We start from the raw sequence: 20,412 nt of genomic DNA, 5'->3' as shown, positions 1-20,412 counted from the left end.
GGGGCACTACTCGCGTGCGCACTCCCTGGTCGCGCATCGTCGAGCGGCCTACTCGTCACAAGGTAGTGACGATCGCGCGACACGTCCCCAGAATCACCGAAATGGTCGACATGCGATGGTACGGCTTCGCGTCAGAGGTCGAAGATCTCCCGAAGGGTGCGCAGCACGCCGTCCTCGGTGTTGGCCGGGGCCACGTGCCGCGCTGCCCGGAGCACGGTCGGGTGCGCGTTTGCCATGGCGTAGGAGTGCTCGGCAGCCCCGAGCATCTCCAGGTCGTTGAGGTAGTCACCGAAGGCCATCGTCTGCGCGGCCGTGATGCCGAGCGCTCGCTGGAGGTCGCGCACGGCGAGCCCCTTGTGCACGCCGACGCCCATGACGTCGACCCAGTGGTGACCCGACACGACGACCTGCTGAGGCGCGCAGAACGCCGCGAGGTCGGGGCCGGTCAGCGCCGTCGGGTCGCCGAAGTCGTGCACGGCCAGCTTGAGCACCTCGTCGTCGACGTGCGTGAGGTCGTCGGTGGTGCTCAGCCTCGCGTAGTAGCGCTCGACCTCCGCGAGGAACACCTCGTCCGTGCGCTCGATCCACGCCGACGACCTGCCGCAGAGCACGACGCCCAGGTCGACGCCCCGGCTCTCGAGGTGCCGGGTGCGCTCGATGACGCTGCGCGACCAGTCGAGATCGAGGGTGTGCGAGCTGACCTCGGCGCCGTCGCGCGTGACGTAGGCGCCGTTCTCGGCAATCACGACGAGACCGTTCTCGACCTCGCTGAAGAGCCGCGCGATCGTCGCGTGCTGGCGCCCGCTCGCCGGGGCGAACGCGACCCCCCGCTCGCGAAGGGCGCGGATCGTCGCAACGGTCTCGCCGGGCATCTCCCCGCCGCCGTCGAGCAGGGTGCCGTCGAGGTCGACGACGACGAGCCGGATGTCGTCGGGACGCGGGGTCGCGGCGCGGCCGGTGGGAGTCGGGGAGGTCACCGGCAGCAGCCTAGGTCGCGCGCGGTGCGGCTTCGCTCACCGTCCCGACGATCGGACCCAGCGCAGTGGGAGGATGCGGCCATGGCCGACAAGAGCTTCCACCTGAGCCGCGAGACGACGATCGCCGCACCCGCCGAGCGGATCCACGCACTCATCAACGACTTTCACGAGTGGCGCTCCTGGTCGCCCTGGGAGGGTCTCGACCCGAACATGGAGCGTGCCTACGACGGCCCCTCGTCGGGGCTGGGCGCCGTCTACGCCTGGCAGGGCAACAGCAAAGCGGGCGAGGGCCGCATGGAGATCGTCGAGTCGCAGCCGCAGCGCGTCGGCGTCGACCTGCTCTTCGCGGCGCCGATGAAGGCGCACAACCGGGTGGACTTCACCCTGACACCGGTCGACGGCGGTCAGTCGACGCACGTCGAGTGGGCCATGACGGGTCCCCAGAACTTCGTGATGAAGCTGATGAGCAAGATCTGGTCGATGGAGAAGATGATCGGCCCCGACCTCGAGCGGGGGCTCACCCAGCTCAAGCGGGTCGCCGAGTCCGCGTGACCTCGACGACGACGCCGAGCGGGTGCGTCATTCGCACCGCGACGCGCGAGGACGTGCCCGCCATGGTCGCGATGCTCGCCGACGATCCCCTGGGCGCGGCACGCGAGGACCCCGCTGACACGCAGACGTATGCCGCGGCATACGACCGCGTGGCAGCTGACCCCGCGCATCGCCTCGTCGTCGCCGAGCGTGACGGGCGCGTCGTCGGCACCCTGCAGCTCAGCGTCATCCCCGGTCTCTCCCGCCGCGGCGCGACCCGCTCGATCATCGAGGGGGTGCGGGTCGCACGGGACGAGCGCGGCCACGGTCTCGGCACCGAGCTCATCAACTGGGCCGTCGAGGAGTCGCGCCGAGCCGGCTGCTCGCTCGTGCAGCTGACGAGCGACGCGAGCCGCGCCGACGCCCGCCGGTTCTACGAGCGGCTCGGCTTCGAGGCATCACACGTGGGCTTCAAGCTGCCGCTCCACCCCTGACCGCCACCACCTCTGGACCGCCACCCCCCGACCGCCCAGACCGCGCAACACACGGAGCAATCGCCAAGATCCGGTGGTGTGCCGCGCGGAGTTGACGATTGCTCGGTGTGTTGCGGGGGGCGTGGGTCAGAAGATGCGGACCCGCTCCTGCTCGGGGAGCCACATCTCGTCGTCCGGCTTGACGGCGAAGGCCTCGTGGAACTCGCTCACGTTGCGCACGGCGTTGCCCCGGGCGTCCTGCGGCGAGTGCGGGTCGATGGCGAGCAGCCGGATCGCCTCGGCCTCGCGGGCCTTGCCGCGCCACACCTGGGCCCACCCGATGAAGAAGCGCTGGGCGCCGGTGAAGCCGTCGATCTCAGGCATGCCGTCCTGCTCGGTGGCGATGCGGTAGGCCGCGTAGCCGATCTGCAGTCCGCCGAGGTCGCCGATGTTCTCGCCGACGGTGAGGGCGCCGTTGACGGTGTGGGACGGGTCGAGCCCGGCCGGCACGTAGGCGTTGAACTGCTCGATGAGGCGCTGGGCGAGGGCGTCGAAGCGCTCCCGGTCGGCCTCGGTCCACCAGTCGCGCAGCGCGCCGGTGCCGTCGTAGCGCGAGCCCTGGTCGTCGAAGCCGTGACCGAGCTCGTGCCCGATGACCGCGCCGATGCCGCCGTAGTTGACGGCGTCGTCGGCCTCGAGGTCGAAGAACGGCGGCTGGAGGATGGCTGCGGGGAAGACGATCTCGTTCATCGACGGCATGTAGTAGGCGTTGACCGTCTGCGGCAGCATGTGCCACTCGGTGCGGTCGATCGGCTGACCGATCTTGGCGAGGTTGCGGTCGATCTCGAAGGCGACGCTGCGTCGCACGTTGCCGGCGAGGTCGTCGGCCACGATCTCGATCGACGAGTAGTCGCGCCACACATCGGGGTAGCCGATCTTGGGCGTGAAGGCGTCGAGCTTGGCGATGGCCTCGGCGCGCGTCTCGGGACTCATCCACTCGAGCGAGCCGAACGACCGGCGGAAGGCCTCGACGAGGTTGGCGACGAGGTGCTGCATGCGCTCCTTGGCGACCGGCGGGAACCAGCGCTCCGCATACAGCTGGCCGACGGCCTCACCGACGCACGACTCGACGAGGCTGACCCCGCGCTTCCACCGCTCGCGGTTGTCGGGCTGGCCCGAGAGCGTGCGGCCGTAGAAGTCGAAGTTCTCGTCGACGAGCGACTGCGGCAGCATCGGCGCGAACTCCGAGAGCACCCGCCACGTCAGCCACGCACGCCAGTCGGCGATGTCGACCGACTCCATTGCGTCACCGAGCGCGCTCACGAAGCTCGGCTCGCGCACGATGACCTTCGCGAAGGATCCCTCGGGAGCCCGGAGGCCGAGCAGCCATGATTCCCAAGGGAACTGGGGAGCCAGCGCCTGGGCCTCATCGAAGGTGTGGGCGTTGTAGGTCTTGATGGCGTCGCGCGTGGTCACGTTGTCCCAGTGCGCGGCCGCGAGCTGCGTCTCGAGCGCCATGATGCGCTCGGCCTTCGCCTCCGCCTCCGGGATGCCGGCCAGGTCGAGCAGCCGACCGATGTGCGTGACGTAGGCCGTGCGGATCTCGGCGTACTTCTCCTCGCGGTAGTAGGACTCGTCGGGAAGGCCGAGCCCGTGCTGCTCGAGGTAGACGACGTAGTCCTCCGGCGAGCGCTGGTCGGGCCCCACCCAGTGACCGAGCGGGCCGTCGACGCCGTCGCGCTCGAGGCGGCCGAGCGCGGACCCGAGAGCCTCGAGGTCGGTCACCGACGCGACCTCCGAGAGCATGGCCTGCAGGGGGGCCAGGCCGAGCTCCTCGATGCGCTCGGTGCCCATGAAGCTCGCATAGAGGTCGCCGACCTGCTGCGAGGGTGTGCCGGGGGCTCCGTCGTGGCTGGCGGCCGCCTCCTCGATGAGGTCGCGCACGCGCTCGGTGGACTGCTCGCGCAGCACGTCGAACGTGCCGTAGCGCGCCCGGTCACCGGGGATCTCGGTCGTGTCGATCCACGTGCCGTTGACGAAACGGAAGAGGTCGTCCTGCGGCCGCGTGGAGCGGTCGAAGGCATCGAGGTCGATCCCGGACTTCATGGCCACCTGGCTGCTCCCTTCGAGGGTCGCCGGGCCAGCCGGCCCGACCGGCACGAGCCTAACCACGGAGCACCGGCCGCGCGGTGATGCCCCTCGCCCCAGCCGGTCGACTCCGCCGAGGCAGCCGTATGCCGTCCGGCGGGGGCCCGTCTCCCCCGACCGGACGGCATACGTCCTCCTCAGCGGCGCAGCCTCCCGACGAGCACGCCGGCGAGGCCGACGAGGAGCAGGAGACCGCCGAGTGCCCCGATGAGGGCGGGCCCCACAAGTCGGACGTCGAGGCTCGCGTCGCTGACGTTGACGGCGATGACGTAGGCCGCCACGAGCATGCTGAGCAGCCCGAGCACGACCGCGCCCGGACGCGGACCCTTGCGCACGGTGACGTGGGCGTGGCCGCGGTGCGACGAGTGGCTCCACGGGTGGCCGCCGTCGCACCCGCCGGCCTGCGGGGCCGGAGTGCCGGCCGGGGTGGCCGGGGTGACGGGGTCGACGGACGGCGGCGGCAGGTGCGACAGGTCCGAGGTCTCGTGGGTGACGTCGTCAGGCACCGGTGTGGCGGGCTCGACCCGGAACGGGGTCACCTCGGGCACGGCCTGCGTGTGCACGGTCTCGATCGTCAGCGTCGGGTCCACGACGGGGTCGGCCGTCGGGTCAGCGGTGGGGTCGTCGTGCTGGGTCATCGGGAGCTCCGTGTCGAGGGTGTCTGGGGATTCGCTTGCAGGGGTGGGCTCGTCGCGGTCGGTCATGACGCGCTCCGGACGACGATCTGGCCGAGACCGAGCTCCGCGTCGACGACGATCTCGGGCTGCGCGCCCGCGGGGCCGAAGGTCAGGGTCTCAGAGATGCCGGCCCCGCCGTGCTGCATCCGCGACATGTCGTCCGCGGACTGCATCCTCGAACCCGGAGCCACAGCGGCGGCTGGGGCATCGATCTCACCGAGGCGAGCCTCGGCGTTGACCGTCACGGCGACGCCGTCGGGCACCACGATGGTGAGCTGCCCGACGCCCATCGTTGCCGTCACGCGATCGGGCCGCGCGGTCGTCTCGCGATAGTCGGCGCCGCTGAGGTCGACGGTCATCTCACCGAGCCCGAGCTGGAAGTCCGTGTCACCGGTCAGCGTCGTGACGGCGTGCCGTGGGTCGCCCACCTGGAACGGCTGGGTCAGTCCCGTCGGGGCCGCGGTGGTGGCGACCGCCGCGATCATGCCGACGACGGCGAAGAAGGCGAGGCCACCCGCCCGGCGACCGGCGAGACCGCCGATCACGATGGCGAGGCCGAGCACGCCGACACCGGCGGCGATCCCGACGGCGGTGGGGTTGCCCGCCCACCCTGCGGTCGTCGCGACCTGATGCATGACGACGCCGCTGACGAGGGCGAGCCCGAGCACGAGCAGGCCGCCGGCGAAGCCGATGCTGCGCACCCGGTCACGGGGCGGCTGCGCGACGGGGGCCTGGGGAGACCACGGCTGGGCCGGCGCGAAGGGTGCTGCACCGGTGACGCCGGGGTCGCCGGGCTCACCGGCCGTGCCCGCGGCACTCGCGGGTCCGTAGGCCGCACCAGCGTTGGCGGCCGCGTTGCCGGTCGACGTCCCGGTGCCGGCGACGCCGGCACCCCCGCCGCGCCAGGGCTTGGTGACCATGAGGTCGCGGCCGGTGTCGGTGCGGGTGAGGAACCACCACGCCCCCACGACGAGCAGGCCGAAGCCGAAGAGGCGTGCGCCGTGGTAGTCGCCGCCCCACCAAGGAGCCCCGCCGAGCACGGCGATCGCCGTCACGACGAGCAGGAAGATCGAGCCCCCGTCGCCGTCCTTGAGGGCCCGCTCGACGGGCAGCCGGCCGCGGTCGTCCGGCATGAGCAGCCACAGCAGGAGGTAGAGGCTGAGGCCGAAGCCGAAGAAGATGGAGAAGAGAATGAAGCCGGCGCGCACCACGAGGGGGTCGACGCCGAGCCAGCGGGCGATGCCTCCGGCCACACCGGCGAACCAGCGCTCGTCGGTGCCTCGCACGATCCCTGGTCGACGCAGCGCCGCGTAGAAGCCGTCGAGGCCGTGGCCCTGACTGGGGGCGTGATTGCTGTTCGTCATGTCTCCAGAGTGGCCTCGCCGCTTCGCGACAGCCATGAGGGTCGACCCTGAGCAGACCCTGACGCGACCCCCAAACCCGGCCCAGAGGGTCGCCCCCATCCCTCGGGGTGGGCGAGGATGGACACATGCAGACCGTGACGGGCAGTCAGGAGGGCGCCGTGCAGCAGCCACAGCCACCGCCACCAGCCCCTGCTCCCCTGCCCGCGTGGCGCGCCACGCAGCGCCCGCCGCTCGTGCGGCACCGCAACGACAAGGTGCTCGCCGGGGTCGCCGTCGGTCTCGCCAACCACCTCGGACTGCCGGTCGGTTGGGTCCGCTTCGCCTTCGTCGCGTCGAGCATCCCGTTCGGCGCGGGCTTCGTCGTCTACATCTTCCTCTGGGCCACGATGCTCGAGGAGGGCTCTCCCACAACGCTTTCCGGTATGCCGTCCGCTCCCTCGGCCGTCGCCGGCACCCTCGGGGGTGCGGCTGGCTCCCACGTCGGCGCGGTCCCCGGAGCGACGCCGGCCGCGACGCCGGCTCCCGTTGCGGTCACCGGGACGTCGGGGGCGAGCACCCGTCACCACGGCATCGACGTGGCGGCCCTGCGTTCGTGGCTGCGCAGCAGCAACCAGGCCGTCGTCATCACGCTGCTCGGGGTGGCCGCCCTCGTGGCGGCCGGAGCGCTGTGGCTCGGCAGCGCGGGCTTCGACGTGCACGCCGAGGTGATCGTGCCGGTCGTCGCCATCGTCATCGGGGCGATCTTCTTCTGGTCGCAGCTCGATGACAGCAGTCCGCTCGGCGGCCGCCGTCCGGTGCGCTGGATCTGGCTCGTCGTGGGCCTCGGCTTCACCCTGCTCGGCCTCGTCGCCCTGCTCGTGCGTGGCACCAACATCTCCGAGCTGTGGCAGGTGGCGGGCGCCGTGCTCGCGGCCCTCGTCGGGGTCTCGGTGCTCTGCGCACCGTGGATCCTGCGCCTCTGGACCAACCTGCGCGAGGAGCAGACCGCGCGCATCCGGGCCACCGAGCGCGCCGACATCGCCGCCCACCTGCACGACTCCGTGCTGCAGACGCTGGCGCTCATCCAGCGACAGTCCACCGATGCCGCCACGGTCGCCCGGCTCGCCCGTGCCCAGGAGCGGCAGCTGCGCAGCTACCTCTACGACGAGGACTCCCGCGCCGGCACCCTCGGCGCCGCGCTCACCGCCGCGATGGGCGAGGTCGAGGACCTCCAGGGCGTGCCCGTGCAGCTCGTCGTGACCGGCGACCGCCCGATGGACCAGCACCTCGACGCCCTCGTCAAGGCCGTGCGCGAGGCCACCTGGAACGCCGTGCGGCACGCCAGCCCGCCCGTCAGCGCCTACGTCGAGGTGGGACCCGACGCGGTCGAGGCCTTCGTGCGCGACCACGGCTCGGGCTTCGACCTCGACGCCGTGCCCGATGACCGGGCGGGTGTGCGCGAGTCGATCATCGGTCGCATGGAGCGCCACGGCGGCACGGCCCGCATTCGCCGCCGCGCCGACGGCACCGAGGTCGAGCTGCGCCTGCCCGTCGGCGACCCCGACACCACCACGCCCGCAGCGGCTCCACCGCCGGCCGAGCCGGCCGAGCCGGCCGAGCCGGCCGAGACGGTGGCCACGGCTCCGGCCGAGACGGCAGCGACGGCCCCCGCGACGCCGTCCGAGCCCGCAGCGACGGCCGCGCCCGCCCCCACGACAGCGAACGAGCCTCAGGAGCAGCCTTCATGACCGACCCGCGGAGCATCCGCATCGTCATCGTCGATGACCACCACATGTTTCGCACGGGGGTCCGGTCCGAGCTCACCTCGCTCGCCGGTCCGTCGGGCCCGGCCACCTTCCGGCTCGAGATCGTCGGCGAGGCCGGCGCGGTCGAGTCCGCCACCCAGGTCATCACGGAGCAGCAGCCCGACGTCGTGCTGCTCGACGTCCACCTCCCGGGTGGCAACGGCCGCGGCGGAGCCGATGTCATCCGGGCCTGCGCCGGTGTCGACTCCCAGGCCGGGTCTCCCGTCCGCTTCCTCGCCCTCTCGGTCTCCGACGCCGCCGAGGACGTCATCGCGGTCATCCGCGCCGGAGCCCGCGGCTACGTGACCAAGACGATCAGCGCCGAGGAGCTGCTCACGGCGATCGGGCGCGTCGCCGACGGTGACGCCGTCTTCAGCCCGCGCCTGGCCGGATTCGTCCTCGACGCCTTCGGCGCGGCGGCCGGTGAGGTCGCCGAGATCGACGAGGAGCTCGACCGGCTGTCGGCCCGCGAGCGCGAGGTCATGCGCCTCATCGCCCGCGGCTACCAGTACAAAGAGGTCGCCAAGGAGCTCTTCATCTCCGTCAAGACCGTCGAGACCCATGTCAGCTCGGTGCTGCGCAAGCTGCAGCTCAGCTCGCGCCACGAGCTCACCGCCTGGGCCCTCGGCCGCCGCCTCCTCTGACCGATCGAGAGCCCACCCCCCTTCCCGATCGAAAGAGCAATCCGCGCGACGGCGGATTCCAGTGGTTGTCGCAACACCCGTCGAAAGGGTGTTGTCAATGGTGGATTGCAGCGGGGCGCGTCAGGGGCGTCCTCCAGCACGTCGTGAGGTATGGCGCGGGTTCTGGGAGCTGACCCGGGCCGGGGCCTCGGTGGAAGCCGCCGCCGCCGGGGTCGGGATCACCCCGACGCCGGCGTGGCGCCACTTCCGCAAGGCTGGCGGGGTGAACCCGCAGCTGAAGCCGTTGTCCGGGCGGTACCTGTCGTTCCAGGAGCGCGAGCTGATCTCGGTCTGGGCCGCGGAGAAGGCCGGGGTGCGAGAGATCGCCCGGCGGCTGGGCCGGTCACCCTCGACGGTCAGCCGCGAGCTGACCCGCAACGCCCGGTTCGCGGTGCCCGGCCCGTCCGCGCCGCCGGGGACGCGCCCCTCGCCTCGGCCGTACCTGGCCTCGGTCGCCCAGGCCCGGGCCGAGGCCCGCGGACGGCGGCCGAAGCCGGGCAAGCTGGCCAGCAACCCGCGCCTGGCCCGGTACGTGCAGGACAAGCTGGGCGGGCCGTCCCGGTGGAGCCCGGAACAGATCAGCGCCACGCTCGCCCGGACCTTCGCGCACGATAAGACCATGCAGGTCAGCCACGAGACGATCTACCAGGCGTTGTACGTCCAGGGCCGCGGCGGGCTGCGCCGTGAGCTGGCCAGCTGCCTGCGGACCGGGCGCGCGGTCCGGCGCCCGAACCGCGACCCCGGCCAGCGCCGCACCCGGGTCCCGGACGAGCTGCTGATCAGCAACCGCCCGGCCGAGGCCGCCGACCGGGCCGTGCCCGGGCACTGGGAAGGAGACCTGATCATCGGCGCCGACAGCGGCTCGGCGATCGCCACCCTGGTCGAGCGGACCACCCGCTACACGATGCTGCTGCACCTGCCCGGCCGCCACGACGCGGTCGCGGTCCGCGACGCGATGAGCCAGGCGATCACCGCCCTGCCCTCGCACCTGTGGCGGTCCCTGACCTGGGACCAGGGCTCGGAGATGGTCGGCGCCCACACCGAGATCCGCGTCGCGACCGGGCTGCCGATCTACTTCTGTGACCCCCACTCACCCTGGCAGCGCGGCACGAACGAGAACACCAACGGGCTCCTGCGCCAGTACTTCCCCAAAGGCACCGACCTGTCCACCCACACCGCGACGGACCTCCTCGATGTCGCCGCAGCCCTCAACGCGCGACCCCGGAAAACCCTCAGCTGGGACACCCCAGCCCAAGCCTGGCCAAGCTACTCTCAACCACCAACGAGTCACGTGTTGCGACAACCCCCTGAACCCGCCGACCAAGCGGGACCGCGCGGTCCCCTGGAAGGCGGGCGGATTGCTCTTTCGATTGCCTTTGGGGTTGTTCTGTCGATCGGTCAGGACGTGACGAAGCGGCGCAGGGCGGTGACGATGATGTCGGGGGCGTCGGTGTGCACCCAGTGACCGGCTCCCTTGATCGTGAAGAGGCGCGTGCGCGGGAAGTGCGCGCGCATCCGCTCGCCGTCCTCGCGCTTGACGTAGCGCGACTCGCCGCCCGCCACCCACAGCACCGGCCCCTCGTAGGGCGGCAGCGCGTCGGCCTCCTCGGGCCAGTCGGCGATGCGTGACCCGGTGCCGCGTGCGGCGTCGCCGGCGATGAGGTCGAGGTTGACCTGCCACCGCCAGGCCTGGCCGTCGCGCCGCAGGTTCTGCAGCAGGAACGCCTTGACGCCCGGGTCCGGCTCCTCGAACCGCGCCTCGGCGTCACCACGGCTGCTCACCTGCGCCAGCGGCAGCCGCTGCATCTCGCCGACGTAGCCCTCGAAGCGCTCGAGCGAGCCGTAGCCCTTCGGGGCGATGTCGACGACGACGAGGCGCTCGACGAGCTCGGGGTGCAGCAGCGCGACGAACATCGCGACCTTGCCCCCGAGGGAGTGCCCGACGACCGTCCAGGCCTCCCCCGGCGCGTGGGCGCGCAGGGTCGCCGCCACGGCATCGCCGTATGCCGCGAACGAGAACTCGGTCGACCACGGCGAGCGTCCGTGGTCGGGCAGGTCGACGAGCAGGCACCTCGCGTCGTGGCCGTCAGGCCCGCTCACCGCCTTGGCGATCTGGGTCCAGTTGCGTCCCTGGCCGAAGAGACCGTGCAGGAACGCGATCCGCGGGCCGGCGGTGCCCACCGACAGGGTGTTGAGCGCGGCGGTGCCGGTGGCCTCGGGAGCAGCGGAAGGCATGCGACGAGCGTACGCGGGCCCGGCGGCATACCTCACCGGGGTGCTGGGGGCAGCGTGAGGACGCCGGCGAGCGCGACCACGCGTGACCTCACCGGACCGGCGGCGCGGTGTGAGGGAGATGTAACGAGGGCTTCACGCGAGCCCGGTCGAGGGGCAACACGACGTTCCTAGCGTGTGTCACACGCTCTCGCAGCGGCCCCAGGCAGCCCTCAGGAGGAACCCCGTGAGCACGACCACCGGACCGAACACGCAGACCACCAAGACCACCCCCGCCGGCACCGAGCGCCCGAGCCGGTTCCGCGAGCTGACCGCCCCGAAGAAGCGGGTCATCCGCGACTGGGACCCCGAGGACACGCAGGCGTGGGAGGCGGGCAACAAGGACGTCGCCCGCCGCAACCTCATCTGGTCGGTCGCGACCGAGCACGTCGGCTTCTCGATCTGGTCGATCTGGTCGGTCATGGTGCTCTTCATGCCGCAGGCCGTCTACGGCTTCACGGCGGCCGACAAGTTCTTCCTCGTCGCCGTGCCCACCCTCGTGGGCGCCGTGCTGCGGGTGCCCTACACGATGGCGACCGCCTTCTTCGGTGGCCGCAACTGGGCGATCGTCAGCGGCGTGGCGCTCCTCGTGCCCACCGTGCTCACGTGGTGGCTCATGGTCAACCCGGGTCACTCGCTGACGACCTTCCTGCTCGTCGCGGGCCTTGCGGGTCTCGGTGGCGGCAACTTCGCCTCGTCGATGACCAACATCAACGCCTTCTACCCGCAGCGGATGAAGGGCTGGGCCCTCGGGCTCAACGCAGGCGGCGGCAACATCGGCGTGCCGGTCATCCAGCTCGTCGGCCTGCTCGTCATCGCCACCCTCGGCAACCGGCGGCCCGAGGTCGTCTGTGCCGTCTATCTCGTGCTGCTGGCCGTCGCGAGCCTCGGCGCCGCGATCTTCATGGACAACCTCGACCACCAGACAGCTAACCCCAGGGCCATGCTCGAGGTGCTGCGCCACCGCGACTCGTGGTTCATCTCGCTGCTCTACATCGGCACCTTCGGCTCGTTCATCGGCTTCGGCTTCGCCTTCGGCCAGGTGCTCAACCAGACCTTCCTCGCGGGCATGACCGGCGGCGCCGCGCCGACCGCGGCCCAGAGCGCCGCCGCGAGCCTGCAGGCGGCCCAGATCGCCTTCATCGGCCCGCTGCTCGGCTCGGTGAGCCGCGTGTGGGGCGGGCGCCTCGCCGACAAGCGTGGCGGTGCCGCGGTCACGCTGTGGACCTTCATCGGGATGGCCCTTGCCGGGGTGCTCGTCACCGTGGCGGCCCGCGCCGACGACACGACCGTCGGCGCGGCGACGGCGCTGCAGCTGACCGGCCTCATCGGCGGCTTCGTGCTCCTCTTCATCCTCTCCGGCATCGGCAACGGCTCGGTCTACAAGATGATCCCAGCGCTCTTCGAGACGAAGTCCGCCTCGATCGTCGGGCCGGCCGTCGAGCGCACCGCGTGGTCCCGCTCGATGGCCGGCGCGCTCATCGGCATCGCCGGGGCGATCGGCGCCCTCGGTGGCGTGCTCATCAACCTCGGCCTGCGGGCGTCCTACCAGGGCGTCAACAAGTCGGCCACGGCCGCGTTCGTCGTCTTCACCCTCTTCTACGTCGCCGCAGCCGTGCTCACCAAGGTGCGCTACCGCCGATGACGACCACCGCCACGACCCAGGGTGTGACGCCGGCCGGCGGGGTCTCCACGACCCCGGACCATGCGCCGGCCGGCGTCGCGACCCACTGCGCCTACTGCGGCCTGCAGTGCGCGATGACCCTCACGGGGTCGTCGGCGGCCGACCTCACCGTGACGCCGCGTCGCTTCCCGACCAACCGGGGAGGCCTGTGCCAGAAGGGCTGGACGAGCGCGGAGCTGCTCCGCACGCCGGGGCGCCTCACGACTCCCCTCGTGCGCCGCGACGGCGCGCTCGTGCCCGCGTCGTGGGACGAGGCGCTCGACGTCGTGGCCGATGGCATCGTGCGGACGCAGGCGGCATACGGCCGTGACGCGGTGGCGGTCTTCGGTGGAGGTGGCCTGACGAACGAGAAGGCCTATCAGCTGGGCAAATTCGCGCGAGTGGCGCTGCGCACGAGCCAGATCGACTACAACGGTCGCTGGTGCATGAGCTCCGCCGCGGCGGCCGGCATCCGGTGCTTCGGCCTCGACCGCGGGCTCCCCTTCCCGGTCACCGACATCGGCTCGGCGCACGCCGTGCTCCTGCTCGGCGCGAACCCCGCCGAGACGATGCCGCCCTTCCTCACCCACCTCGTGCGCGCGGCCGACGCCGGCGGGCTCATGGTCGCCGACCCGCGCCTCACCCCGACCGCCGCCAAGGCGCTCGACGGCGGTGGCGTGCACCTGCAGCTGCGGCCGGGCACCGACGCCGCGCTCGCGCTGGGCATGCTCCACCTCGCCGTCACCGAGGGGTATGCGGACCGCGGGTTCATCGCGGAGCGCACCTCGGGCTTCGACAACCTCTGGCCGATCGCGGCGCAGTGGCTGCCCGAGCGCGCCGAGCGGGTCACCGGAGTCGCCGTCACGACAATGCGGGCGGCGGTCGCAGCCCTGGCCCGGGCCCGCGACACCGAGCGCGGCGCCTACATCCTGTCGGCTCGCGGCACCGAGCAGCACGCGAGCGGCACCGACACGGTGACGGCCTTCATCGCCCTCGCCCTCGCCCTCGGGCTCCCCGGCAACCCGGGCAGCGGCTTCGGCACGATCACCGGCCAGGGCAACGGGCAGGGCGGCCGCGAGCACGGCCAGAAGGCCGACCAGCTGCCCGGCTACCGCAAGATCGACGACCCCGCCGCGCGGGCGCACGTCGCCGCGGTCTGGGGCATCGACCCGGCCGACCTGCCGGGCCCCGGCCGCAGCGCCTTCGAGCTGCTCGCCTCGCTCGGCACCGAGGGCGGGCCGCGGATGCTGCTCGTGCACGGGTCCAACCCCGTCGTCTCGGCGCCCGACGCGCGCGTCGTCTCCGAGCGACTCGCTGCGCTCGACCTGCTCGTCGTCTCGGACTTCGTGCTGTCGGAGACCGCAGCCATCGCCGACGTCGTGCTGCCCGTGCTGCAGTGGGCGGAGGAGGAGGGCACCCTGACCAACCTCGAGGGCCGCGTGCTGCGTCGTCGCCGCGCCCTCACCGCTCCGGCGGGCTGCCGGAGCGAGCTCGACGTCTGGAGCGCGCTGGCCGACCGGATCGGTTGCAGCACAGGCTTCTCCACCGACCCGCACACCGTCTTCGAGGAGCTGCGCCGGGCGTCCGCCGGTGGCCCTGCCGACTACTCGGCCGTCACGTGGGAGCGCCTCGACGCCGGTGAGAGCCTGCACTGGCCGTGCTCGACCGAGCGCCCCCAGGGCACGCCGCGGCTCTTCCTCGACGCCTTCGCGACGCCTGACGGACGTGCCCGGTTCGTCGCGGTCGACCACGTCGGTCCCGCGGAGGCCGACGACGCGGCATACCCCCTCGTCGCCACGACGGGACGGGTGCTCCAGCACTACCAGTCGGGCGCCCAGACCCGACTCGTGCCCGAGCTCGCCGCTGCCGCCGGGGACATGTTCGTGCAGGTGCACCCGGAGACGGCGGCGCAGGCCGGCCTCGACGACGGCGACCTCGCCGACGTCGTCAGCCGCCGCGGCCGCACCCGCGCGGCGGTGCACCTCGACGAGGACATGCGCCTCGACGTCGTCTTCCTCCCCTTCCACTGGGGCGGCGACGGCCGGGCCAACTCCCTCACCCACGCCGCCCTCGACCCGACCAGTCGCATGCCGGAGTTCAAGGCGTGCGCCGTCCGCCTGGAGGCCATCGCATGACCCGCAGTCGCAGGCACGTGCTCATCGTCGGCAACGGCATGGCCGGTGCACGCCTCGCCGAGGAGATCCGCCAGCGTGACCCCGACGCCTCGCGCTTCGCCGTGACGATCGTCGGAGAGGAGCCGCACGCCGCCTACAACCGGGTGCTCCTCTCGACCGTCGTCTCCGGCGCCATCACCCCCCGCGACACGCGTCTCAAGCCCGACGGCTGGTGGGCTGCGCGACACATCGACGTCGTCACGGGCGCGCGCGTGACGGCCGTCGACGTCACGTCCCGCGCCGCCACGCTCACCCCCGTCGCCGGAGGGGACGAGCGGGTCGTCCAGTGGGACGAGCTCGTCCTCGCCACCGGGAGCACCTCTTTCGTCCCCCCGAGCGAGGGCCTGTATGCCGGCTCGCCCGGTCCGAAGACCGGGCTGGCCGACGGGGTCGTGGCCTTCCGCACCATCGACGACTGCGGCCGCATCGTCGACGCCGCCGAATCCGCCTCCACGGCAGTGGTGCTCGGCGGCGGCCTGCTCGGTCTCGAGGCAGCGCGCGGGCTGCTCGGCAACGGGGTCGATGTCACGATCGTGCACCCGCAGGACTTCCCGATGGACCGCCAGCTCGATGCCGACGGCGGGGCCGTGCTCTCGCGAGTCGTGCGGGGCATCGGCGCCCGCCTCGTGCTGGGCCGCTTCGTCGTGGCCCGCCACGCGGCCGAGGGCGGCGAGCCGGCGCACGTCGTGCTCGACGACGGGAGCGCTCTCCCGGCCGACCTCGTCGTGGTGGCCGCCGGTGTGCGCTCGCGCACCGACCTCGCCGTCGCGATGGGTCTCGAGGTCGAGCGGGCAATCGTTGTCGACGACCGCCTGGCGACGTCGGTGCCGCACGTGCACGCCATCGGCGAGTGCGCCCAGCACCGTGGCGAGGTCGCCGGGCTCGTGCAGCCCGGCTGGGACCACGCCCGTGTGCTCTCCGACGTGCTGACGGGTGCCGACGCCGACGCCACCTACGAGGGCACGAGCGTCCTGACGCGGCTCAAGGCGCATGACATCGACCTCGCGAGCATGGGCACTGTCGACGTCGACGTGCACGACCCCGGCCACGAGGTGCTCACCTTCACCGACCCGAGCCGGGGGCGCTACGCCAAGCTCGTGCTGCGCCAGGACCGCCTCGTCGGCGCGATCCTGCTCGGGGTCGGCGACGCGGCCGGAGCGCTCACGCAGCTCTACGACACTGGCGCGATGGTGCCGCGAGATCGCTTGTCCCTCATGCTCGGTCGAGCGATCACACGCTCGGGTGCCACCGAGAGCGTCAACCTCGCCGAGATGCCCGGCACCGCCGTCGTCTGCCGTTGCAACAGCGTCACCAAGGCGGCCGTCGTCGGCGCCTTCCGGGCGGGCGCCGACTCGGTCTCAGCCATCGCGGAGGCGACCCGCGCCACGACGGGCTGCGGCTCGTGCAAGGGCGCCGTCGACGGGCTCTGCTCGTGGCTGCGCTCCGCCGAGCCGACCCCACCGGGGCGCGCTGCCCCAGCCTCAGCCCCCAAGACCAGCACGACCACCGCACCAGTGCCGGCAGCCGCCGTCCTGACCGAAGGAGCCGCCTGATGTCCACCACCGCCGAGCAGCCGCGCAGCACCGCCACCCGCACCGTCGTCGTCATCGGTCACGGCATGGTGGGCCACCGCTTCGTCGAGGCCATCCGGGCGCGTGACACGGAGAGCGCGTGGAAGGTCATCGTGCTCTCGGAGGAGGCGGATGCGGCATACGACCGCGTGGGTCTCTCGTCCTACGTCGGCGCGTGGGACCGCAATGCCCTTGCACTGGCAGGCAACTCGTATGCCGGCGACGACTTGGTCGAGCTGCGGCTGGGCACCCGGGCCGAGCACGTCGACCGCGAGGCCCGCACCGTGACGACGAGCTCCGGCGAGGTCATCGCCTATGACTCCGTCGTGCTGGCCACCGGCTCCTACCCGTTCGTGCCGCCCGTGCCGGGCCACGACTCCGACGGGTGCTATGTCTATCGCACTCTCGATGACCTCGACGGCATCCGGGCCCGGGCCGAGGCCGCCATCGAGCGGGCCGCCGCCGAGGGCCGCGAGGCCAACGGACTCGTCGTCGGCGGTGGCCTGCTCGGTCTCGAGGCGGCGAACGCCCTGCGGATGCTCGGCCTCACGCCCCACGTCGTCGAGTTCGCGCCGCGGCTCATGCCCCTGCAGGTCGACGACGGCGGCGGAGCGGTGCTCAAGGGGCTCATCAGCAACCTCGGCGTGCAGGTGCACACGGGCGCCGGCACGAGCTCGATCGCGGCCCAGGACGACGGCCGCCTCGCCGTGGAGCTCTCGGACGGCACGGCGCTGCTCACCGATCTCGTCGTCTTTTCCGCCGGCGTGCGCCCGTCGGATGCGGTGGCTCGTGTCGCCGGCCTGGAGGTCGGCGAGAGGGGCGGCGTCGTCACCGACCTCGCCTGCCGCACGAGTGACGAGAACGTCTGGGCCATCGGCGAGGTCGCGGCGGTCGAGGGCCGCTGCTACGGACTCGTCGCGCCGGGCTACACGATGGCCGAGGTCGTCGCCGACCGTCTGCTCGGCGGCGAGGCCACCTTCCCCGGGGCAGACCTGTCGACCAAGCTCAAGCTCCTCGGCGTCGATGTCGCGTCGTTCGGCGACGCGATGGCGACCACGCCGGGAGCCCTCGAGATCGTGCACACCGACGCGACGAAGGGCACCTATGCCAAGGTCGTCGTCAGCGACGACGCCCGCACGCTGCTCGGCGGCATCCTTGTCGGCGATGCGTCGGCCTACACGACGCTCAAGGCGTATGTCGGCCGCGAGGTGCCTGGCGACCCGGGCGCGCTCGTCTCCCCCGCCGGGGCCGAGCTCGGGGCCGACGCCCTTCCGGACGACGCCGTCATCTGCTCGTGCAACAACGTCACGAAGGGCTCGATCTGCGGCGCGATCGCCGAGGGCGCCTGCGACCTCGCGGCCATCAAGGGGTGCACCAACGCCGGCACCACCTGCGGTGGCTGCCTGCCGACGGTCAAGAAGCTCCTCGTCGACTCGGGGGTCGAGCTCTCCAAAGCCCTGTGCGAGCACTTCGAGCAGAGCCGGGCCGAGCTCTTCGAGATCGTGACGTCCACCGGGATCCGCACCTTCTCAGGGCTGCTCGCCCGCTACGGCACGGGCACCGGCTGCGAGATCTGCAAGCCGACCGTCGCCTCGATCCTCGCGTCGACGAGCAGCGACCACATCCTCGACGGCGAGCAGGCCTCCCTGCAGGACAGCAACGACCACTTCCTCGCCAACATCCAGAAGAACGGCACCTACTCCGTCGTCCCACGCATGCCGGGTGGTGAGGTCACGGCCGACCAGCTCATCATCATCGGCCAGATCGCCAAGGACTTCGACCTCTACGTCAAGGTCACCGGTGGCCAGCGCATCGACCTCTTCGGTGCGCGCGTCGAGCAGCTGCCGGCGATCTGGCAGCGCCTCGTCGACGTCGGCATGGAGTCGGGGCAGGCCTACGGCAAGTCGCTGCGCACCGTGAAGTCGTGCGTCGGCTCGTCGTGGTGCCGCTACGGCGTGCAGGACTCGGTGGGCATGGCCGTCGACCTCGAGCACCGCTACCGCGGGCTGCGGTCGCCGCACAAGATCAAGTTCGGCGTCTCCGGCTGCGCGCGCGAGTGCGCCGAGGCCCGCGGCAAGGACGTCGGCGTCATCGCCACCGACAAGGGCTGGAACCTCTACGTCTGCGGCAACGGCGGCCAGACCCCGGCCCACGCGAAGCTGCTCGCGAGCGACCTCGACGACGCGAGGCTCGTGCGCTACATCGACCGCTTCCTCATGTTCTACGTGCGCACCGCCGACCGGCTCCAGCGCACGGCACCCTGGCTCGACTCTCTCGAGGGCGGGCTCGACCACCTCAAGGCCGTCGTATGCGACGACTCCCTGGCGATTGCCGATGACCTCGAAGCGGCCATGGCACGGCACGTCGACGGCTACCAGGACGAGTGGAAGGCCGTGCTCGACGACCCCGAGAAGCTCTCCCGCTTCGTGTCGTTCGTCAACGCACCCGAGGAGGCCGACCCCACCGTGGCCTTCGACGAGTCCGGTCCCCGCAAGGTGCCGGTGCTGCTCGGCCTGCCCGCTGTCCGTGAAAACGTCTGAGCCCGAGGGGAACCCATCATGACCACTTCCATCACCGCCCCCGCGCCCCCTGATGTCGCCGACCCTGTGACGGCGACGACTCCGCGGACCGTCGTCCGCCCCGGCATCCTGCCCGCACCGGGCGCGAAGGTCTGGGTGTCGGCCTGCCCGGTCAGCTGGCTCGTCCCCGGGCGCGGGGTCGCCGTGCTCCTGCCCGGTGGCGCCCAGGCCGCCCTCTTCCTCCTGCCCAACGGGATGATCTATGCCGTCGGCAACATCGACCCGTATGCCGGCGCCGGCGTCATCTCACGCGGCCTCACCGGCGACCGGGCCGGCGAGCCGACCGTGGCCTCGCCCCTGCTCAAACAGGTCTTCTCGCTGCGCACCGGCGCCGCCCTCGACGACCCCGGGGTCGCCCTGCCGACGTATGCCGTCCGCGTCCAGCACGGCCTCGTGCGCCTCGGTGTCCCCCACCCCTGACACCCCAATCACAGTCGAGTGGGCAGTTTCCCCCGACCCCCGCGGGTGCAAAGTGCCCACTCGACTTGGGGGACCACCCATTCACAGTCGAGTGGGCAGTTTGCACCGACCCCCGCGGGTGCAAAGTGCCCACTCGACTGAGGGTTTGGGTCGAGTGGGCAGTTTGCACCGACCCCGGCGGGGCCGTCCGTCAGGCGACGGTGTTGGCCAGGGCGGCGTGCAGCGCCGTCTCGACACCGGTCGTCGGCCGGCCGGTGAGCCGCGAGAGGTCACCGGTGTCGGTGAACAGCGCCCCCTGCGCGAGGCCACGGTCGCCGTCGGCGAGCACGGCGGCATACCCCTGCGGCAGGCCAGCCGCGACGAGAGCCGCGGTGTAGTCCTCGACCGAGAGGTCGCGGTAGGCCACCTCGCGACCGGAGACGCGAGCCAGGGTCGAGGCACACTCCTCGAGGGTGAAGGCGTCGTCGGAGCCGAGCTCGTAGACCGCACCCTCGTGGCCGGGGCCGGCGAGCACGACGGCCGCGGCGTCGGCGTAGTCGGCGCGGGTAGCGGCGCTGACCCGCCCCTCACCGGCCGCGCCTAGGACGGCGCCGTGCTCTAGAGCCGAGGCGACCTGGCCCGTGTAGTTCTCGAGGTACCACGAGTTGCGCAGGAGGGCGTGGGGCAGACCGGAGGCCGCGAGGAGCTGCTCCGTCGCCCGGTGCTCAGCCGCGAGCACGAGGTCGGAGCTGTCGGCGCGGGTGATGCTCGTGTAGGCGACGAAACCCACACCTGCAGCCTTGGCTGCCTCGATCACGTTGGTGTGCTGGGCGATTCGCTGACCGACGGCGCTGCCGGAGACGAGCAGCAGACGGTCCACGCCGACGAACGCCGCCTCGAGCGACGACGGGTCGTCGTAGTCGGCGCGACGCACCTCGACGCCGCGCTCGGCGAGGTCGGCGATCGACTCGGGCGTGCGCGCGATGGCGACGACGTCGCTCGCGGGCACGCCGCGCTCGAGGAGGGAGTCGACGACGAGGTGGCCGAGGTGGCCGCTGGCACCAGTGACGAGAAGCTTCATGACGGTCCTTTCACGGACGTGGTGGGGGTGTCTCACC

The 20,412-nt window shown here is 72.1% G+C and carries 15 protein-coding genes and 1 pseudogene; 10 read left to right on the top strand and 6 right to left on the bottom strand.

The window, feature by feature from the left end:
- Nucleotides 1-131: 131 nt before the first annotated feature.
- Nucleotides 132-977, bottom strand: a complete 846-nt coding sequence (locus tag LG278_RS06260; protein WP_404392005.1) for an HAD family hydrolase — start codon at nucleotides 975-977, stop codon at nucleotides 132-134.
- Nucleotides 978-1,058: 81 nt separating this feature from the next.
- Here LG278_RS06260 and LG278_RS06255 point away from each other — a divergent pair, with 81 nt between their 5' ends.
- Together LG278_RS06255 and LG278_RS06250 are read left to right on the top strand one after the other, a co-directional pair.
- Nucleotides 1,059-1,529 (top strand): SRPBCC family protein, encoded by a 471-nt coding sequence (locus tag LG278_RS06255; protein WP_404392003.1) that lies wholly within the window; start codon nucleotides 1,059-1,061, stop codon nucleotides 1,527-1,529.
- A 62-nt stretch (nucleotides 1,530-1,591) separates the two neighbouring features.
- Nucleotides 1,592-2,002 (top strand): GNAT family N-acetyltransferase, encoded by a 411-nt coding sequence (locus tag LG278_RS06250; protein WP_404393553.1) that lies wholly within the window; start codon nucleotides 1,592-1,594, stop codon nucleotides 2,000-2,002.
- Between the two features lie 126 nt (nucleotides 2,003-2,128).
- Here LG278_RS06250 and LG278_RS06245 read toward each other — a convergent pair whose 3' ends face one another.
- The 3 genes from LG278_RS06245 to LG278_RS06235 all read right to left on the bottom strand — a co-directional run bounded on the left by LG278_RS06245 (nucleotide 2,129) and on the right by LG278_RS06235 (nucleotide 6,170).
- Nucleotides 2,129-4,087, bottom strand: a complete 1,959-nt coding sequence (locus tag LG278_RS06245) for a M13 family metallopeptidase (protein ID WP_404392001.1) — start codon at nucleotides 4,085-4,087, stop codon at nucleotides 2,129-2,131.
- A 179-nt stretch (nucleotides 4,088-4,266) separates the two neighbouring features.
- Complete coding sequence (locus tag LG278_RS06240) at nucleotides 4,267-4,767, bottom strand: hypothetical protein (protein WP_404391999.1); 501 nt, start codon at nucleotides 4,765-4,767, stop codon at nucleotides 4,267-4,269.
- Nucleotides 4,768-4,829: 62 nt separating this feature from the next.
- Nucleotides 4,830-6,170, bottom strand: a complete 1,341-nt coding sequence (locus LG278_RS06235; protein WP_404391997.1) for a PspC domain-containing protein — start codon at nucleotides 6,168-6,170, stop codon at nucleotides 4,830-4,832.
- A gap of 125 nt (nucleotides 6,171-6,295) precedes the next feature.
- Between LG278_RS06235 and LG278_RS06230 the strand changes: the two genes are divergently transcribed.
- The 3 genes and pseudogenes from LG278_RS06230 to LG278_RS06220 all read left to right on the top strand — a co-directional run.
- On the top strand, nucleotides 6,296-7,897 hold the full coding sequence (locus LG278_RS06230; RefSeq protein ID WP_404391995.1) for a PspC domain-containing protein: 1,602 nt from the start codon (nucleotides 6,296-6,298) through the stop codon (nucleotides 7,895-7,897).
- A complete protein-coding gene (locus tag LG278_RS06225; RefSeq protein WP_404391993.1) occupies nucleotides 7,894-8,598 on the top strand; it encodes a LuxR C-terminal-related transcriptional regulator in 705 nt (234 codons plus the stop codon). Before LG278_RS06230 ends, LG278_RS06225 begins: the two co-directional genes overlap by 4 nt.
- Nucleotides 8,599-8,695: 97 nt before the next feature.
- A pseudogene (locus tag LG278_RS06220) lies at nucleotides 8,696-9,895 on the top strand (IS30 family transposase); the annotation flags it as partial.
- Nucleotides 9,896-10,035: 140 nt separating this feature from the next.
- Here LG278_RS06220 and LG278_RS06215 read toward each other — a convergent pair.
- Nucleotides 10,036-10,872 carry an alpha/beta fold hydrolase gene (locus tag LG278_RS06215; protein WP_404391991.1) on the bottom strand — a complete coding sequence of 279 codons (837 nt, stop codon included), beginning with the start codon at nucleotides 10,870-10,872 and terminating at the stop codon, nucleotides 10,036-10,038.
- A gap of 223 nt (nucleotides 10,873-11,095) precedes the next feature.
- Here LG278_RS06215 and LG278_RS06210 point away from each other — a divergent pair, with 223 nt between their 5' ends.
- The 5 genes from LG278_RS06210 (at nucleotide 11,096) to LG278_RS06190 (ending at nucleotide 19,315) form a co-directional block, all read left to right on the top strand.
- On the top strand, nucleotides 11,096-12,553 hold the full coding sequence (locus tag LG278_RS06210) for a nitrate/nitrite transporter (protein ID WP_404391989.1): 1,458 nt from the start codon (nucleotides 11,096-11,098) through the stop codon (nucleotides 12,551-12,553).
- A 113-nt stretch (nucleotides 12,554-12,666) separates the two neighbouring features.
- Nucleotides 12,667-14,706: a molybdopterin oxidoreductase family protein gene (locus LG278_RS06205; RefSeq protein WP_404393551.1), complete on the top strand. Its 2,040-nt coding sequence runs from the start codon at nucleotides 12,667-12,669 to the stop codon at nucleotides 14,704-14,706.
- Nucleotides 14,703-16,298, top strand: coding sequence for an FAD-dependent oxidoreductase (locus tag LG278_RS06200; RefSeq protein ID WP_404391987.1), 1,596 nt, complete (start codon nucleotides 14,703-14,705; stop codon nucleotides 16,296-16,298). The genes LG278_RS06205 and LG278_RS06200 overlap by 4 nt, the downstream gene beginning before the upstream one ends.
- Complete coding sequence (gene nirB, locus LG278_RS06195; protein ID WP_404391985.1) at nucleotides 16,298-18,856, top strand: nitrite reductase large subunit NirB; 2,559 nt, start codon at nucleotides 16,298-16,300, stop codon at nucleotides 18,854-18,856. The genes LG278_RS06200 and nirB overlap by 1 nt, the downstream gene beginning before the upstream one ends.
- 18 nt (nucleotides 18,857-18,874) lie before the next feature.
- Complete coding sequence (locus tag LG278_RS06190; RefSeq protein ID WP_404391984.1) at nucleotides 18,875-19,315, top strand: nitrite reductase (NAD(P)H) small subunit family protein; 441 nt, start codon at nucleotides 18,875-18,877, stop codon at nucleotides 19,313-19,315.
- Nucleotides 19,316-19,505: 190 nt separating this feature from the next.
- On the opposite strand, the gene LG278_RS06185 is transcribed toward LG278_RS06190, so the two are convergent.
- Nucleotides 19,506-20,375: an SDR family oxidoreductase gene (locus tag LG278_RS06185; protein ID WP_404391982.1), complete on the bottom strand. Its 870-nt coding sequence runs from the start codon at nucleotides 20,373-20,375 to the stop codon at nucleotides 19,506-19,508.
- Nucleotides 20,376-20,412: the final 37 nt, after the last annotated feature.

This window comes from Humibacillus xanthopallidus, assembly GCF_044793955.1.
Taxonomy (GTDB): Bacteria; Actinomycetota; Actinomycetes; order Actinomycetales; family Dermatophilaceae; genus Humibacillus; species Humibacillus xanthopallidus_C.
The sequence above is the reverse complement of the archived record's forward strand: the minus strand, read 5'-3'. Positions and strand labels throughout refer to the sequence as shown.

Coding starts and splice junctions, on each gene's coding strand:
- LG278_RS06255 (WP_404392003.1), top strand. CDS start 1,059: ATGGCCGACAAGAGCTTCCACCTGAGCCGCGAGACGACGATCGCCGCA.
- LG278_RS06250 (WP_404393553.1), top strand. CDS start 1,592: ATGGTCGCGATGCTCGCCGACGATCCCCTGGGCGCGGCACGCGAGGAC.
- LG278_RS06245 (WP_404392001.1), bottom strand. CDS start 4,087: ATGAAGTCCGGGATCGACCTCGATGCCTTCGACCGCTCCACGCGGCCG.
- LG278_RS06240 (WP_404391999.1), bottom strand. CDS start 4,767: ATGACCCAGCACGACGACCCCACCGCTGACCCGACGGCCGACCCCGTC.
- LG278_RS06235 (WP_404391997.1), bottom strand. CDS start 6,170: ATGACGAACAGCAATCACGCCCCCAGTCAGGGCCACGGCCTCGACGGC.
- LG278_RS06230 (WP_404391995.1), top strand. CDS start 6,296: ATGCAGACCGTGACGGGCAGTCAGGAGGGCGCCGTGCAGCAGCCACAG.
- LG278_RS06225 (WP_404391993.1), top strand. CDS start 7,894: ATGACCGACCCGCGGAGCATCCGCATCGTCATCGTCGATGACCACCAC.
- LG278_RS06215 (WP_404391991.1), bottom strand. CDS start 10,872: ATGCCTTCCGCTGCTCCCGAGGCCACCGGCACCGCCGCGCTCAACACC.
- LG278_RS06205 (WP_404393551.1), top strand. CDS start 12,667: ATGACCCTCACGGGGTCGTCGGCGGCCGACCTCACCGTGACGCCGCGT.
- LG278_RS06200 (WP_404391987.1), top strand. CDS start 14,703: ATGACCCGCAGTCGCAGGCACGTGCTCATCGTCGGCAACGGCATGGCC.
- nirB (WP_404391985.1), top strand. CDS start 16,298: ATGTCCACCACCGCCGAGCAGCCGCGCAGCACCGCCACCCGCACCGTC.
- LG278_RS06190 (WP_404391984.1), top strand. CDS start 18,875: ATGACCACTTCCATCACCGCCCCCGCGCCCCCTGATGTCGCCGACCCT.
- LG278_RS06185 (WP_404391982.1), bottom strand. CDS start 20,375: ATGAAGCTTCTCGTCACTGGTGCCAGCGGCCACCTCGGCCACCTCGTC.